This is a genomic window from Streptomyces sp. NPDC090083 (assembly GCF_044747445.1).
Classification (GTDB): domain Bacteria; phylum Actinomycetota; class Actinomycetes; order Streptomycetales; family Streptomycetaceae; genus Streptomyces.
In genome coordinates this window covers 183517-197005 of the sequence record NZ_JBIVED010000016.1, presented here as the reverse complement: position 1 = coordinate 197005, position 13489 = coordinate 183517, and the positions used below count along the sequence as shown (strand labels likewise).

Sequence of the window (13489 nt, the reverse complement as noted above, 5' to 3'; positions counted from 1 at the left end):
CGTGGAGAACCTGATTGCGCTGCTGGTAGCGGCGCCTCTGCTCGGAGCGGCCGTACTGCTGTGCGGCGGCCGGCGGCTCGACGCCGTCGGCCACTGGATCGGCACGATCCTCGCGGCCGCCTCCTTCGTGATCGGTGTCGTCCTCTTCACCGACCTGCTGGGGAAGAGCGCCGAGCACCGGACGCTCATGCAGCACCTGTGGACCTGGGTCCCCGTCGAGGGCTTCCAGGCGGACGTCACCTTCCGCCTCGACCAGCTGTCGATGACCTTCGTCCTGCTGATCACCGGCGTCGGCTCGCTGATCCACCTGTACTCGATCGGGTACATGGAGCACGACGAGCGCAAGCGCCGCTTCTTCGGCTACCTGAACCTGTTCCTCGCGGCGATGCTGATCCTCGTCCTCGCCGACAACTACCTGCTGCTGTACGTCGGCTGGGAGGGCGTCGGTCTCGCCTCCTACCTGCTGATCGGCTTCTGGCAGCACAAGCCCAGCGCGGCGACCGCCGCGAAGAAGGCCTTCCTGGTCAACCGGGTCGGCGACATGGGCCTGTCGATCGCCATCATGCTGATGTTCACCACGTTCGGGACGTTCGCCTTCGGGCCGGTCCTCAGCCACGTCGGTGACGCCTCCGAGGGCAAGCTCACGGGCATCGCCCTGATGCTGCTCCTCGCGGCCTGCGGCAAGTCCGCCCAGGTGCCGCTGCAGTCCTGGCTCGGCGACGCGATGGAGGGCCCGACCCCGGTCTCGGCCCTCATCCACGCGGCGACCATGGTGACCGCCGGCGTGTACCTGATCGTCCGCTCCGGAGCGATCTTCAACGGCGCGCCGGACGCACAGCTGGTGGTCACCGTCGTCGGTGCCGTCACGCTCCTGTTCGGTGCGATCGTCGGTTGCGCGAAGGACGACATCAAGAAGGCCCTCGCCGGCTCGACCATGTCGCAGATCGGCTACATGGTGCTCGCCGCAGGACTCGGCCCCATCGGCTACGTCTTCGCGATCATGCACCTGGTGACGCACGGCTTCTTCAAGGCCGGGCTCTTCCTCGGCGCCGGTTCGGTCATGCACGGGATGAACGACGAGGTCGACATGCGCAAGTACGGCGGCCTCCGCTCGTACATGCCGATCACGTTCGTCACCTTCGGCCTCGGCTACCTCGCCATCATCGGCTTCCCCGGCCTGTCCGGCTTCTTCTCCAAGGACAAGATCATCGAGGCGGCCTTCGCCAAGGGCGGCACCGAGGGCTGGATCCTCGGCGGCGCGGCCCTGCTGGGCGCGGCCATCACGGCGTACTACATGACGCGCGTGATGCTGATGACCTTCTTCGGCGAGAAGCGCTGGCAGCCCGACGAGAACGGCAACGAGCCGCACCCGCACGAGTCCCCGAGGACCATGACCATCCCCATGATGGTGCTGGCGATCGGCTCGGTCGGAGCGGGCGCCTTCTTCGGGATCGGGAACCGCTTCCTGCACTGGCTGGAGCCCATCACCGGCCACGAGGAGGGCAACTCCCCGGTCAGCGCCCTGACGGTCACCCTGGCCACCATGGTGGTCCTGATCGTCGGCGTCGCCATCGCCTGGGCGCAGTACGGCCGCAAGCCGGTCCCGGCCGTCGCCCCGCGCGGCTCGCTGCTCACCCGGGCCGCCCGCCGCGACCTCCTCCAGGACGACTTCAACCACGTCGTCCTGGTGCGCGGCGGCGAGCACCTCACCCGCTCCCTGGTCTACGTCGACCACACCCTGGTCGACGGCGTCGTCAACGGCACGGCGGCCTCCATGGGCGGCCTCTCCGGAAGGCTGCGCAAGCTGCAGAACGGCTATGCGCGGTCGTACGCGGTCTCGATGTTCGGCGGTGCGGCCATCCTCGTCGCCGCGACCCTGCTGATGAGGGCGGTCTGATACCGATGTCCTTTCCCCTCCTGACAGCGACGGCGGTGCTGCCGGCCCTCGGGGCGGTGGCCACGGCCGCCGTCCCGGCCGCCCGGCGCACCGCCGCGAAATGGCTGGCGCTGCTGGTCTCGCTGGCGACGCTCGCGCTCGCCGTCACGGTCCTGGTCCGCTTCGACCCGGGCGGCGACCGCTACCAACTCACCGAGTCCCACGCCTGGATCGCCGCCTTCGGGGTCCGCTACGAACTGGGCGTGGACGGCATCGCGGTCGCGCTCCTGGCGCTCACCGCCCTGCTGATCCCGTTCGTGATCCTGGCGGGCTGGCACGACGCCGACCCCCTGGAGACCGGCAACAAGCGCTGGCGGCCCACCCAGGGCTTCTTCGCCCTCATCCTTGCGGTGGAGGCGATGGTGATCATCTCCTTCGAGGCCACCGACGTCTTCCTCTTCTACATCTTCTTCGAAGCCATGCTGATCCCGATGTACTTCCTCATCGGCGGCTTCGGGGACCGGGCCCACGAGCACGGCGACGAGGCGGCGGCCACCCAACGGTCGTACGCGGCGGTCAAGTTCCTGCTCTACAACCTGGTCGGCGGCCTCATCATGCTGGCGGCCGTGATCGGTCTCTACGTGGTGGCCGGGAACTTCTCGCTCACGGAGATCGCGCAGGCGCGGGCCAACGGCTCGCTGCACATGGCGACGAACACCGAACGCTGGCTGTTCCTGGGCTTCTTCTTCGCCTTCGCGGTGAAGGCGCCCCTGTGGCCGCTGCACACCTGGCTGCCCAACGCGATGGGCGAGGCGACCGCCCCGGTCGCCGTGCTGATCACGGCGGTCGTCGACAAGGTCGGCACCTTCGCGATGCTCCGCTTCTGCCTCCAGCTGTTCCCGGAGGCCAGCAAGTGGGCGACGCCCGTGATCCTCGTCCTCGCCGTGATCAGCATCATCTACGGCGCGCTGCTCGCGGTCGGGCAGCGGGACATCAAGCGGCTGGTGGCGTACGCGTCGATCTCGCACTTCGGGTTCATCATCCTGGGCATCTTCGCGATGACCAGCCAGGGCCAGTCCGGCGCGACGCTGTACATGGTCAACCACGGTATTTCCACGGCCGCGCTGATGCTCGTCGCCGGCTTCCTGATCTCGCGGCGCGGCTCGCGTCTGATCGCCGACTACGGAGGGGTGCAGAAAGTCGCCCCGGTGCTCGCGGGCACCTTCCTGATCGGCGGTCTGGCCACCCTGTCGCTGCCCGGACTCGCGCCCTTCGTGAGCGAGTTCCTGGTCCTGGTCGGCACGTTCTCGCGCTATCCCGCGATCGGGATCATCGCCACCTTCGGCATCGTCCTCGCCGCGCTGTACACCCTCGTCCTCTACCAGCGGACGATGACCGGCCCGGTGAAGCCCGAGGTCGCCACGATGCCGGACCTGCGCCCGCGTGAACTCCTGGTCGTCGCCCCGCTGATCGTGCTGCTGATCTTCCTGGGCGTCTACCCGAAGCCCGTCACGGACATCGTGAACCCGTCGGTCAAGCAGACTCTGTCCGACGTACACAAGAAGGATCCCAAGCCCTCGGTGGAGGCGGCCAAGTGAGCGCAACAGCCGTCCACAGCCTGTGGACAACGGCGGCAACGGCCGACCCGATCTCGAAGATCCCGGCGCCGAAGATCGAGTACGCGCAATTGTCGCCCACCTTGATCATCCTCGGCGCGGCGCTCATCGGGGTCCTGGTCGAGGCGTTCGTCCCGCGCAAGTCCCGTTACTACGCCCAGGTGTTCGTGTCCGCCGTGGCGCTGTGCGCCGCCTTCGCGGCGGTCGTGGCGCTCGCGGCGGACGGGTACGGCACCACCAAGGCGCACATCGCCGCCATGGGCGCCATCGCCGTCGACGGGCCCGCCCTGTTCCTCCAGGGCGTGATCCTGCTCTCCGGACTGGTCGGCCTGTTCACCTTCGCCGAGCGCAGGCTCGACCCGGAGGCGCACGGCAGCCGCGTCGACTCGTTCGCCGCGCAGGCCGCCTCCGTACCGGGCAGCGACAGCGAGAAGGCCGCCGTCAAGGCCGGGTTCACCACCACGGAGGTGTTCCCGCTCCTGCTCTTCGCGGTCGCCGGAATGCTCGTCTTCCCGTCGGCCAACGACCTGCTGACCCTGTTCGTCGCCCTGGAAGTCTTCTCGCTCCCGCTCTACCTCCTGTGCGCCCTGGCCCGCCGCAAGCGGCTCCTGTCGCAGGAGGCCGCGGTCAAGTACTTCCTCCTGGGCGCCTTCGCCTCCGCGTTCACCCTGTTCGGCACCGCGCTGCTCTACGGCTACGCGGGCTCGATGTCGTACTCCACGATCGCGCAGGTCGTCGACGGCTCCATCACCAACATCAACCCCGCCCTCGCGGACACCATGGGCAACGACGCGCTGCTGCTCATCGGCGGCGCGATGATCGTCATGGGGCTGCTGTTCAAGGTCGGCGCGGTGCCGTTCCACATGTGGACGCCCGACGTCTACCAGGGCGCGCCCACCCCGGTCACCGGCTTCATGGCCGCCGCCACCAAGGTGGCCGCCTTCGGCGCGCTGCTCCGCCTCCTCTACGTCGTGCTGCCGGGCCTGCGCTGGGACTGGCGGCCCGTCATGTGGGGCGTGGCGATCATCACGATGCTGGGCGGCGCGATCGTCGCGATCACCCAGACCGACATCAAGCGGCTCCTGGCGTACTCGTCGATCGCGCACGCGGGCTTCATCCTCGCGGGTGTCATCGCGACCACCCGGGACGGTGTCTCGTCCGTGCTGTTCTACCTGGGCGCCTACTCGTTCGTGACGATCGGCGCCTTCGCGGTCGTCACCCTCGTCCGGGACGCGGGCGGCGAGGCGACGCACCTGTCCAAGTGGGCGGGGCTCGGGCGCAGATCACCGCTGGTCGCGGCCGTGTTCGCGGTGTTCCTGCTGTCCTTTGCGGGCATTCCGCTGACGGCCGGGTTCGCCGGGAAGTTCGCCGTGTTCAAGGCGGCGGCGTCCGGTGGCGCGGCCCCGCTGGTCGTGGTCGGTGTGCTCTCGTCGGCCATCGCGGCGTTCTTCTACATCCGCGTGATCGTGCTCATGTTCTTCAGCGAGCCGCGGCCCGACGGCCCCACCGTCGCGGTCCCGTCCCCGCTGACCATGGCGACGATCGGCGTGGCCGTGGCGGCCACGCTCGTCCTCGGTGTGGCCCCGCAGTACTTCCTGGACCTGGCCAACCAGGCCGGGGTGTTCGTGCGCTGAGCACAGGCCGAAGGCCCCGGTTCCCCGCGCGGGAGCCGGGGCCTTCGCGTGTGCGCGGTCAGACCGCCGGACAGACGACCTCGGGGTTCCAGGCGGCGAACAGGCCCACCGGGTTGGGCTGGTAGAGCCAGGCGTGCAGGGTGAAGTAGCCCGGGAGCTGGTCCCTCTGGAAGGTCTGCCCGAACAGCGTCGGCGCCGCCTGCCCCGAGTCCTTCACGACCCACTCCACCGCGACCAGCTTGCGCGTGCCGCCGCTGGACGTGCCCGTGTACTCGTTCGTGAACCCGTCCGCGTAGACGAGGGCCGCGGGCTTCCGCGGGTCGACCGAACCGATGTTCGCCGGGTTGACGTAGTGGTAGCCCATGCCGCCCGCGGTGGGGTCGGCGACGCAGGTGTCGGTGCGCGCGTAGCCGCCGGCCGCGGCGGACCCCTCGTACCCGTACGTGCCGGTGGCCTGGGTCGTCCTGCTCAGCTGGGTCCACACGGCCGGATCGGGGTGGGGTGCGGCGTGGGCCGGGGCGGCGGTCAGCGCGAAGGCCGCGGCGGTCGCCACCGCGGCGGCGGCCTCGACGGCACGCAGGGACCGAGGGGACATGGTGGGACTCCTTGGCTTCGGGAGGCGTCCGCACGCACGGCGCGCCGTCCGTTCGGGGCGTGGCGGGCCTCCGCGGTCCCGCCCCAGCAGCATGGTCCGGCCGAATCGGTCGCGCCATGTGACGGGAGCCATCCGGTTGACCACAGCCGGTCACCGCCCGACGGGCCGCACGGCCACCGCCCGCCGGGCCGCACCGGTCACCGCCACCGGGCCGCACGGCCACCGCTGCCGGACGCCACCCGCCACCGTCACCGTCACCAGCCTGTGGATAACTCCGACGCTGTCGGTGCGGAGCCCTATCGTGGACGCAGTGGTCGAGGGACGACGCACGGGGGACGAGCGATGCACGGGATGGGCGGGACGGTTGTGACGACCGAAGTACGGACGCCGGCGGCACACGGCGAGAGCGAGGCACTGGCCACGCTCCACCGCGTCTTCGGCTACGACAGCTTCCGCGGCGAGCAGGAAGCGGTCATCGAGCACGTGGTGGCGGGCGGTGACGCCGTCGTCCTCATGCCGACCGGCGGCGGCAAGTCGCTCTGCTACCAGATCCCGTCCCTGGTCAGACCCGGTACGGGCGTGGTCGTCTCCCCGCTGATCGCGCTGATGCAGGACCAGGTGGACGCGCTGCGGGCGCTCGGGGTGCGCGCCGGGTTCATGAACTCGACGCAGGACTTCGACGAGCGGCGCGTGGTCGAGGCGGAGTTCCTGGCCGGCGAGCTGGACCTGATCTACCTCGCGCCGGAGCGGCTGCGCCTCGACAACACGCTGGACCTGCTGTCGCGCGGCAAGATCTCCGTGTTCGCGATCGACGAGGCGCACTGTGTGTCGTCCTGGGGTCACGACTTCCGCCCGGACTACCTCTCCCTCTCGGTGCTCGGGGAGCGGTGGCCGGACGTCCCGCGGATCGCGCTCACGGCGACGGCCACGGACGCGACGCACAAGGAGATCACCCAGCGGCTGAACATGCCGAGCGCCCGGCACTTCGTGGCGAGCTTCGACCGGCCCAACATCCAGTACCGGATCGTGCCGAAGGCCGACCCCAAGAAGCAGCTGCTGAGCTTCCTGCGCGAGGAGCACGCGGGCGACGCGGGCATCGTGTACTGCCTGTCGCGCAAGTCCGTCGAGACCACCGCCGAGTTCCTGTCGCGCAACGGCATCGAGGCGGTGCCGTACCACGCGGGCCTGGACTCGGGCACCCGCGCGGCGCATCAGTCGCGGTTCCTGCGCGAGGAGGGCCTGGTCGTCGTCGCGACCATCGCCTTCGGCATGGGCATCGACAAGCCGGACGTGCGGTTCGTCGCCCACCTCGACCTGCCCAAGTCGGTGGAGGGCTACTACCAGGAGACGGGCCGTGCCGGGCGGGACGGCATGCCGTCGACGGCATGGATGGCGTACGGCCTGAACGACGTCATACAGCAGCGCAAGATGATCCAGTCCAGCGAGGGCGACGAGGCGTTCCGCCGCCGGGCCGCCGCGCACCTGGAGGCCATGCTCGCGCTCTGCGAGACCGCGCAGTGCCGACGCGGTCAACTCCTCGCCTACTTCGGCCAGGACCCGGACGCGGCGGGCTGCGGCAACTGCGACACCTGCCTGACTCCGCCGGAGACATGGGACGGCACGGTCGCCGCGCAGAAGGTCCTGTCGACGGTGGTGCGCCTGCAGCGGGAACGGGGCCAGAAGTTCGGCGCCGTGCAGATCGTCGACATCCTCATGGGGCGCCGCACGGCCAAGGTGATCCAGTTCGACCACGACCAGCTGTCCGTGTTCGGCATCGGCGAGGATCTCGCCGAGGGCGAATGGCGCGGTGTCGTACGGCAGTTGCTGGCGCAGGGGCTGCTCGCGGTCGAGGGGGAGTACGGCACGCTGGTGCTTACCGAGGCGAGCGGGACGGTGCTGCGGCGCGAGCGGGAGGTGCCGCTGCGCAAGGAGCCGAAGAAGCCGGCGGGTTCCTCGCGCTCGGGGTCGTCCTCGGGCCGGGGCGAGCGCAAGGCCAAGGCGGCGGCGGTGGAGTTGCCGGAGTCGTTGCAGCCGGCCTTCGAGGCGCTGCGTGCCTGGCGTGCGGAGCAGGCGCGTGAACAGGGCGTTCCGGCGTACGTCATCTTCCACGACGCGACGTTGCGGGAGATCGCCACGGCGTGGCCGACCTCGGTGGGGCAGCTCGGGGAGATCAGCGGGGTCGGCGAGAAGAAGCTGGCGACGTACGGGGAGGGCGTGATCGGGGTGCTGGCCTCTCTGGGCGAGGCACCCGCGGGGTCGTCAGGGGCAGCTCCGGCGGGTGCGGGTGCGGGTCCTGGTGCTGCGGTGCCCGTGCAGGCACAGGGCCAGGCACAGGCACGGGCGGCGGCTCCTGCAACGGGGCGTGCGGCGAAGGATGTCGACCCCGGGGCGGACTACTGGCCGGAGATGGACGCGGAGCCGGAGCCGGAGGACTGGATGTAGGGGACCGGAAGGGGCGACCCGGAGGAGCGACCCGGAGGGTGAGCGACCGGGGGTGAGGCGTGGGTGACTTCGGAACTCGCAACGGGACAGCCGGGCGGCCCCGGCACTCTCACCCCGGCACCCTCACCCCAGAGCCGTGAGCCCAGGTGCGAACACGATCAGGAGGGGCAGCAGGGGGACCAAGGTCGCGACCGTCGTCGTCAGGGCGCGGTGGCGGCGGCCCAGGCGGGGGCGGGGGTCCAGGAGACGGTCGACGCGTTCGCCGAGGAGGCGGTGGCTGGAGGCGCAGGAGAGGACGCCTCGGTGGTTGTTCAGTTCGATGAGGGCCAGCGCCGTCGTCAGGTGTCCGCATCGGCGCGAGGCGGTGTCGTCCGCGGCCAGTTCGACCAGCCGGTGGGTCTGGTCGCAGAAGTGGGCGAACAGCGGGACGTGCGGAAAACCGGAGGCCAGCGCCGTCGAGAGATGGAGCAGCCAGTCGTGGTGGGCGCGGGCGTGACCGCGCTCGTGGGTGAGGACCGCGTCCAGCTGGTGGCCGGTGAGGCGGTGCAACGCGCCTGTGGTGACGACCAGTTGGGGCGGATGGCCGGGCATCCACCAGGCGTCCGGGTACTCGTCCTCCAGCACCAGCAGGGGGCCGCGCGCCGCGGGCAGTCCGGCCGGCAGATCGGGAGCGCGCTCCCGCAGATGCGCACGGGCCTGACCGCGTCGGCGCCTCGCCTCGGCGAGTTCGCGGGCCAGCATCGCCGTCGTCCAGGCGGCCCCGCAGGCCAGTGACAGCGTGAGGGCGACCGCCCAGGCCGGGGCGGCGGAGAGATCGTAGGCCGCGGTCACGGCGGGCGGAGCGGGGGCGAAGACGTGGTCGCGGACCGTGTGGAAGACGGCGGCGGCACCCAGCACCAGGGCGGCGAGACAGCACAGCAGGACCGTGGCGACCAGGCACTGCCACACCCACAGGCCGACCACGGGTTCCCGCTCGGGCCACACGGCCCGGGTCAGCGCACGCGGAGCCGGCACGGCGGCCGAGAGGGCGACGACGCTCAGCAGGAGCAGGCAGACGGTCATGCCACGGGCTCCGGATCCTGGTCGGCGGAAGAAACGGAAGAAGAAGAGAAGGCAGGGGTGGAACGGATGGGCGTAACGGAAGAACGGAATGCGCGGGTGCGGCTGTACCCGGGGGCGGGCGCACGGCATGTGCGTCGCCCGCCGCCAGTATGACGGCACGGACGACCGGCGTCAGGTGTACGGCGACCACCGGCCGCACACGGCATGCGGCCCCCGAACGCCCCCGACCCACCCGCCGGCCACGCCACCGTCACCCCCGCCGCCGACGTCACCCTGCGACCGCCACCTCACCGCGCCCCCGCTCACGCCAGCTCACGGCCGCGACCTCATCCTCGTGGCACGACCCGTCCGGTGACCTCGCCCAGGCCCACGCGGGTGCCGTTCGCCCCGGGGGCCCACGCCGAGAGGGTCACCTCGTCGCCGTCCTCCAGGAACGTCCGCTTGCCTGACGGGAGTTCGAGGGGGTCGCGGCCGTTCCAGGTCAGTTCCAGCAGGGAGCCGCGCTCGCGTTCGACCGGGCCGCTGACCGTGCCGGAGCCGTACAGGTCGCCGGTGCGGAGGGACGCGCCGTTGGCCGTCATCTGGGCGAGTTGCTGGGCGGCCGTCCAGTACATGGTGGAGAACGGTGGCTCGGAGACCGTGTGGCCGTTGATGGCGACCGTGATGCGGAGGTCGTAGCCGCCGGGTTCCTCGGCCGAGTCGTCCAGGTAGGGGAGGAGTTCATGGGTGCGCTCGGGCGGGGCGACCCGGGAGTCCTCCAACGCGTCCAGCGGGGTGATCCACGCCGACACCGACGTGGCGAAGGACTTGCCGAGGAAGGGGCCGAGCGGGACGTACTCCCAGGCCTGGATGTCGCGTGCCGACCAGTCGTTGAGGAGGCACAGGCCGAACACGTGCTCGCGGAAGTCGGCGAGCGGCACCGGCGTGCCCATCGCCGACGGCGTGCCCACCACGAAACCGACCTCCGCCTCGATGTCCAGGCGCACGGACGGGCCGAAGACGGGCGCGGGGTCGGCGGGGGACTTGCGCTGTCCGGACGGACGTACGACATCCGTGCCCGAGACGACGACCGTGCCGGCGCGGCCGTGGTAACCGATCGGCAGGTGCTTCCAGTTGGGGGTCAGCGTGTCGGGGGCGTCGGGGCGGAAGATGCGGCCGACGTTCCGGGCGTGGTTCTCGGAGGCGTAGAAGTCGACGTAGTCCGCGACCTCGAAGGGGAGGTGCAGGGTCACCGACGAGAGGGGGTGGAAGTACGGGGCGATCGTGTCCTGGTGGGAGGGGACCGTCACCCACGCGGTCAGCGCGCGCCGGACGTCCGACCAGGCCGTGTGGCCCGCGGCGAGCAGCGGGCCCAGACTCGGGTGCGCGAGGAGGGAGACGTACGGCGAACCGAGGGCCTCCGCCGCCGCGCCCGCGTCGAGGACGTGGTCGCCGAGCCGGACACCGACGGTCCGTTCGTCCGAGCCGACGGGCGAGAAGACGCCGTAGGGAAGGTTGTGCGGGCCGAAGGGGTCGCCCTCGGGAAGATCGAAGGGGGGCATGGGTGCTGCCTCACTCTCGTACGTACTCGCATGTGGCCGGGCCACACGTTACGGGTGAGTTGCGCGAACCGGCAGTGTCTAAAGAGTTCGCAATGTCCGAATAGGCCTTGTCGGAAGAGGCAATTCCGGCTTAGCGTCCTTTGGGGGGACACGGACGGGGTGGGTCCGGTCCGTAGAGGGGGACACGTGGGGGGACCCGTGGCCAAGCGCTTCAGCGGCATGCCTTTCGAGGCCGACCGTGAAGTGCCGGGCCTCATCGTCAAGTTCGGCGACTATCCGCTGCATCACGGCGGGGTGGGCGCGATCCGGAGTCTGGGACGGCTCGGCGTGCCGATGTACGCGATCACGGAGGACCGTTACACACCGGCCGCCGCGTCCCGGTATCTGGAGCGCGCGTTCGTCTGGCCGACGACCGGCACGGAGGAACCCGGGCGGCTGGTGGAGGGCCTGCTGCGCATCGGGCGCCGCATCGGCCGGCCCACCGTCCTCATCCCGACGGACGAGGAGGCCGCGGTCCTGATCGCCGAGCACCAGGACGCGCTCGGCACCCGCTTCCTCTTCCCGCGGGTGGAACCGGAGCTGCCGCGACACCTCGCGAGCAAACAGGGCCTGCACGAACTCTGCGCCGAACACGGCATCCCGAGCCCGACGGCCGCCTTCCCGCGGTCCTACGACGACGTCGTCGACTTCGCGGAGAAGGCCCGTTTCCCGATCGTGGCCAAGAACAGGGAGGCGTTCGTACGGCGCTCCCGGCCGGCCGTGAACGGGACGACGAGGATCGCGACCCGCGAGGGGCTGCTCACGCTGGCCCGGGACTGGGGCGAGCAGCCCGGGGTGATCCTCCAGGAGTACCTGCCGAGGGAGGAGGCCGAGGACTGGATCGTGCACGCCTACTTCGACCAGGACTCCACGCCGCTCGCGATGTTCACCGGCGTCAAGGTGCGTTCCTGGCCGCCGCACGCGGGCATGACCGCGAACGCGTACGTGGTCGACAACCCGGAACTCGCGGACATCGCCGCACGTTTCATCAAACAGATCGGCTTCACCGGCGTCATCGACCTCGACCTGCGCTTCGACCGGCGCGACGGCCAGTACAAACTGCTCGACTTCAACCCCCGCATGGGCGCCCAGTTCCGGCTCTTCGAGAACGAGTCGGGGGTGGACGTGGTCCGCGCCATGCACCTCGACCTGACCGGCCGCCCCGTCCCCGAGGGCGAACAGCGCGCCGGCCACCGGTACATCGTGGAGAACATCGACCTGCCCGCCCTCCTCGCCTACCGCCGCAGCGGCTATACGACACCGCACGCGCCGCCGCGGCCGAGCGGGACGGAGCTGGCCTGGTTCGCGGGTGACGACCTGCGGCCGTTCTTCACGATGCTGGCCCGCTTCGTGCGCCCGGGCGCGAGGCACCTCTACCAGCTCTGGCGCACCAACCGGCGCGGCAGCGGCAGCGGCACCAAGCCGTAGCCCAAGCGGGCCGGTGGATGACGACCGCCGCCGAGGCGCGCCTACGCCCACCGCCGCCGAAGCGTCCTCATCCCCGATAGCCCCCGAGCGTCCTCAACCCCGGCAGCGCACGGTCCCGGAAGTCGAACAGGGCCAGGTTCTCCCATGCGTTGCCGGAGGCCGGGTCCGTCGGGTCCCAGCCGTCGCCCGGGCGGTAGGTCCACACGCCCTCCCAGTAGCAGTAGCCCAGGCCCTTGTCGCCGGGGACGTTCGCCATCAGGTCCGCCACCGTCCGCAGCCAGGCCGCCTGGCCTGCCGGGGTCGCCGGGTAGCCCGGGGTCAGCTGGGAGGGGTCGTACATGATGTCGTTCGTGGCGTCCTCGCTCTCCAGCGTGAACGGGTACGCCGTCTCGGCGATCAGGACCGGCTTGCCGTAACGGGTCGCCAGATCGGCCAGGTTGGCCGCCGCCGCGTCCGGGGTGCCGTGCCAGAAGGGGTAGTAGGACTGGGCGATGATGTCGAAGTCGACGCCGTCGGCGACCACGTTGTCGTACCACCAGCGGGACGTGCCGTTGTCGCCGCCGGAGGCGATGTGGAGCATCGTGCGGATGCGCGGGGTGGTGTCGCGGGCCGCGTTCAGGCCCGCCTTGAGGAAGGCCGTCAGGTTGCCCCAACCCCCGGCGTCGTCACCCCAGTTCTTGCCGGTGGGCCAGAGCAGGCCGCCGTTGATCTCGTTGCCGATCTGGACCAGGTCGGCCGGGGTGCCCTGGCGGCGCAGCGCGCCCAGGACGTCGGCGGTGTGGTCGTGGACCGCCCGTGTCAGGCCCGCCACGTCGAGGTCGGCCCAGGCCGCGGGCTTGGTCTGGTGGGACGGGTCGGCCCAGGTGTCGGAGTAGTGGAAGTCGACCCAGATCCCGATGCCCGCCCGGCGCAACCGCCTGGCCAGCGGCAGGATGTGCTGCTTGGTGTTGTAGCCGTCGGCCGGGTTCACCCACACCTTGAGGCGGGCGTGGGTGACGCCCGCGTCGGCCAGGATGCGGACCGGGTCGTCCCGGCGGCCGTCCGCCCGGCGGTAGACCGCCCCGTGCGCCTCGTCCTTGGGGAGCGAGGAGATGTCCATCCCCCGGATCTCCAGCCGGCGCCGGCCGTGCCCAGCTCCGGCCGAGCCCCCGGTCGACGTACCGGCACCGGTACCGGCCACCGCCGGCGTCGCGCCCAGCACCGGCACGGCGAGTGCCGCCGCCCCCGCCGCCGTAAGAACACTGCGTCTGCGCATC

9 protein-coding genes are annotated in these 13489 nt (G+C 70.9%); 5 read left to right on the top strand and 4 right to left on the bottom strand.

All coding sequences use genetic code 11. The features are described from left to right. Position 1 precedes the first annotated feature (1 nt). From nuoL to nuoN, 3 genes are read left to right on the top strand one after another with little or no spacing between them, the layout of a single operon-like run. Positions 2–1897, top strand: a complete 1896-nt coding sequence (nuoL, locus tag ACIPTO_RS39410) for an NADH-quinone oxidoreductase subunit L (protein WP_401200017.1) — start codon at positions 2–4, stop codon at positions 1895–1897. Positions 1898–1902: 5 nt separating this feature from the next. Further along, positions 1903–3474: an NADH-quinone oxidoreductase subunit M gene (locus tag ACIPTO_RS39405; RefSeq protein WP_366324703.1), complete on the top strand. Its 1572-nt coding sequence runs from the start codon at positions 1903–1905 to the stop codon at positions 3472–3474. Continuing rightward, on the top strand, positions 3471–5126 hold the full coding sequence (gene nuoN, locus ACIPTO_RS39400) for an NADH-quinone oxidoreductase subunit NuoN (RefSeq protein WP_401200014.1): 1656 nt from the start codon (positions 3471–3473) through the stop codon (positions 5124–5126). The genes ACIPTO_RS39405 and nuoN overlap by 4 nt, the downstream gene beginning before the upstream one ends. Positions 5127–5184: 58 nt before the next feature. Here nuoN and ACIPTO_RS39395 read toward each other — a convergent pair whose 3' ends face one another. Then, the gene (locus ACIPTO_RS39395; protein WP_401200011.1) at positions 5185–5721 is read right to left on the bottom strand and encodes a hypothetical protein; all 537 of its coding nucleotides are present in this window, start codon (positions 5719–5721) and stop codon (positions 5185–5187) included. Positions 5722–6072: 351 nt separating this feature from the next. Between ACIPTO_RS39395 and recQ the strand changes: the two genes are divergently transcribed. Next, positions 6073–8163, top strand: a complete 2091-nt coding sequence (gene recQ / locus ACIPTO_RS39390; protein ID WP_401200008.1) for a DNA helicase RecQ — start codon at positions 6073–6075, stop codon at positions 8161–8163. Between the two features lie 123 nt (positions 8164–8286). Here the strand turns inward: recQ and ACIPTO_RS39385 are convergent, their stop codons facing one another. Both ACIPTO_RS39385 and fahA read right to left on the bottom strand, forming a co-directional pair. Beyond that, a complete protein-coding gene (locus ACIPTO_RS39385; RefSeq protein WP_366324711.1) occupies positions 8287–9225 on the bottom strand; it encodes a M56 family metallopeptidase in 939 nt (312 codons plus the stop codon). 326 nt (positions 9226–9551) lie between these two features. Beyond that, a complete protein-coding gene (gene fahA, locus ACIPTO_RS39380; protein ID WP_401200005.1) occupies positions 9552–10766 on the bottom strand; it encodes a fumarylacetoacetase in 1215 nt (404 codons plus the stop codon). 219 nt (positions 10767–10985) lie between these two features. On the opposite strand from fahA, the gene ACIPTO_RS39375 reads away from it, so the two are divergent. Continuing rightward, a complete protein-coding gene (locus ACIPTO_RS39375) occupies positions 10986–12233 on the top strand; it encodes an ATP-grasp domain-containing protein (protein WP_401200058.1) in 1248 nt (415 codons plus the stop codon). Positions 12234–12300: 67 nt separating this feature from the next. Here the strand turns inward: ACIPTO_RS39375 and ACIPTO_RS39370 are convergent, their stop codons facing one another. Then, on the bottom strand, positions 12301–13488 hold the full coding sequence (locus ACIPTO_RS39370; RefSeq protein WP_401200002.1) for an arabinogalactan endo-beta-1,4-galactanase: 1188 nt from the start codon (positions 13486–13488) through the stop codon (positions 12301–12303). Position 13489: the final 1 nt, after the last annotated feature.

What these genes read in the sequence shown, in the direction of transcription:
- ACIPTO_RS39405 (WP_366324703.1), top strand. Translation starts at nt 1,903, where the DNA reads ATGTCCTTTCCCCTCCTGACAGCGACGGCGGTGCTGCCGGCCCTCGGG.
- ACIPTO_RS39385 (WP_366324711.1), bottom strand. Translation starts at nt 9,225, where the DNA reads ATGACCGTCTGCCTGCTCCTGCTGAGCGTCGTCGCCCTCTCGGCCGCC.
- ACIPTO_RS39395 (WP_401200011.1), bottom strand. Translation starts at nt 5,721, where the DNA reads ATGTCCCCTCGGTCCCTGCGTGCCGTCGAGGCCGCCGCCGCGGTGGCG.
- ACIPTO_RS39375 (WP_401200058.1), top strand. Translation starts at nt 10,986, where the DNA reads ATGCCTTTCGAGGCCGACCGTGAAGTGCCGGGCCTCATCGTCAAGTTC.
- ACIPTO_RS39370 (WP_401200002.1), bottom strand. Translation starts at nt 13,488, where the DNA reads ATGCGCAGACGCAGTGTTCTTACGGCGGCGGGGGCGGCGGCACTCGCC.
- fahA (WP_401200005.1), bottom strand. Translation starts at nt 10,766, where the DNA reads ATGCCCCCCTTCGATCTTCCCGAGGGCGACCCCTTCGGCCCGCACAAC.
- recQ (WP_401200008.1), top strand. Translation starts at nt 6,073, where the DNA reads ATGGGCGGGACGGTTGTGACGACCGAAGTACGGACGCCGGCGGCACAC.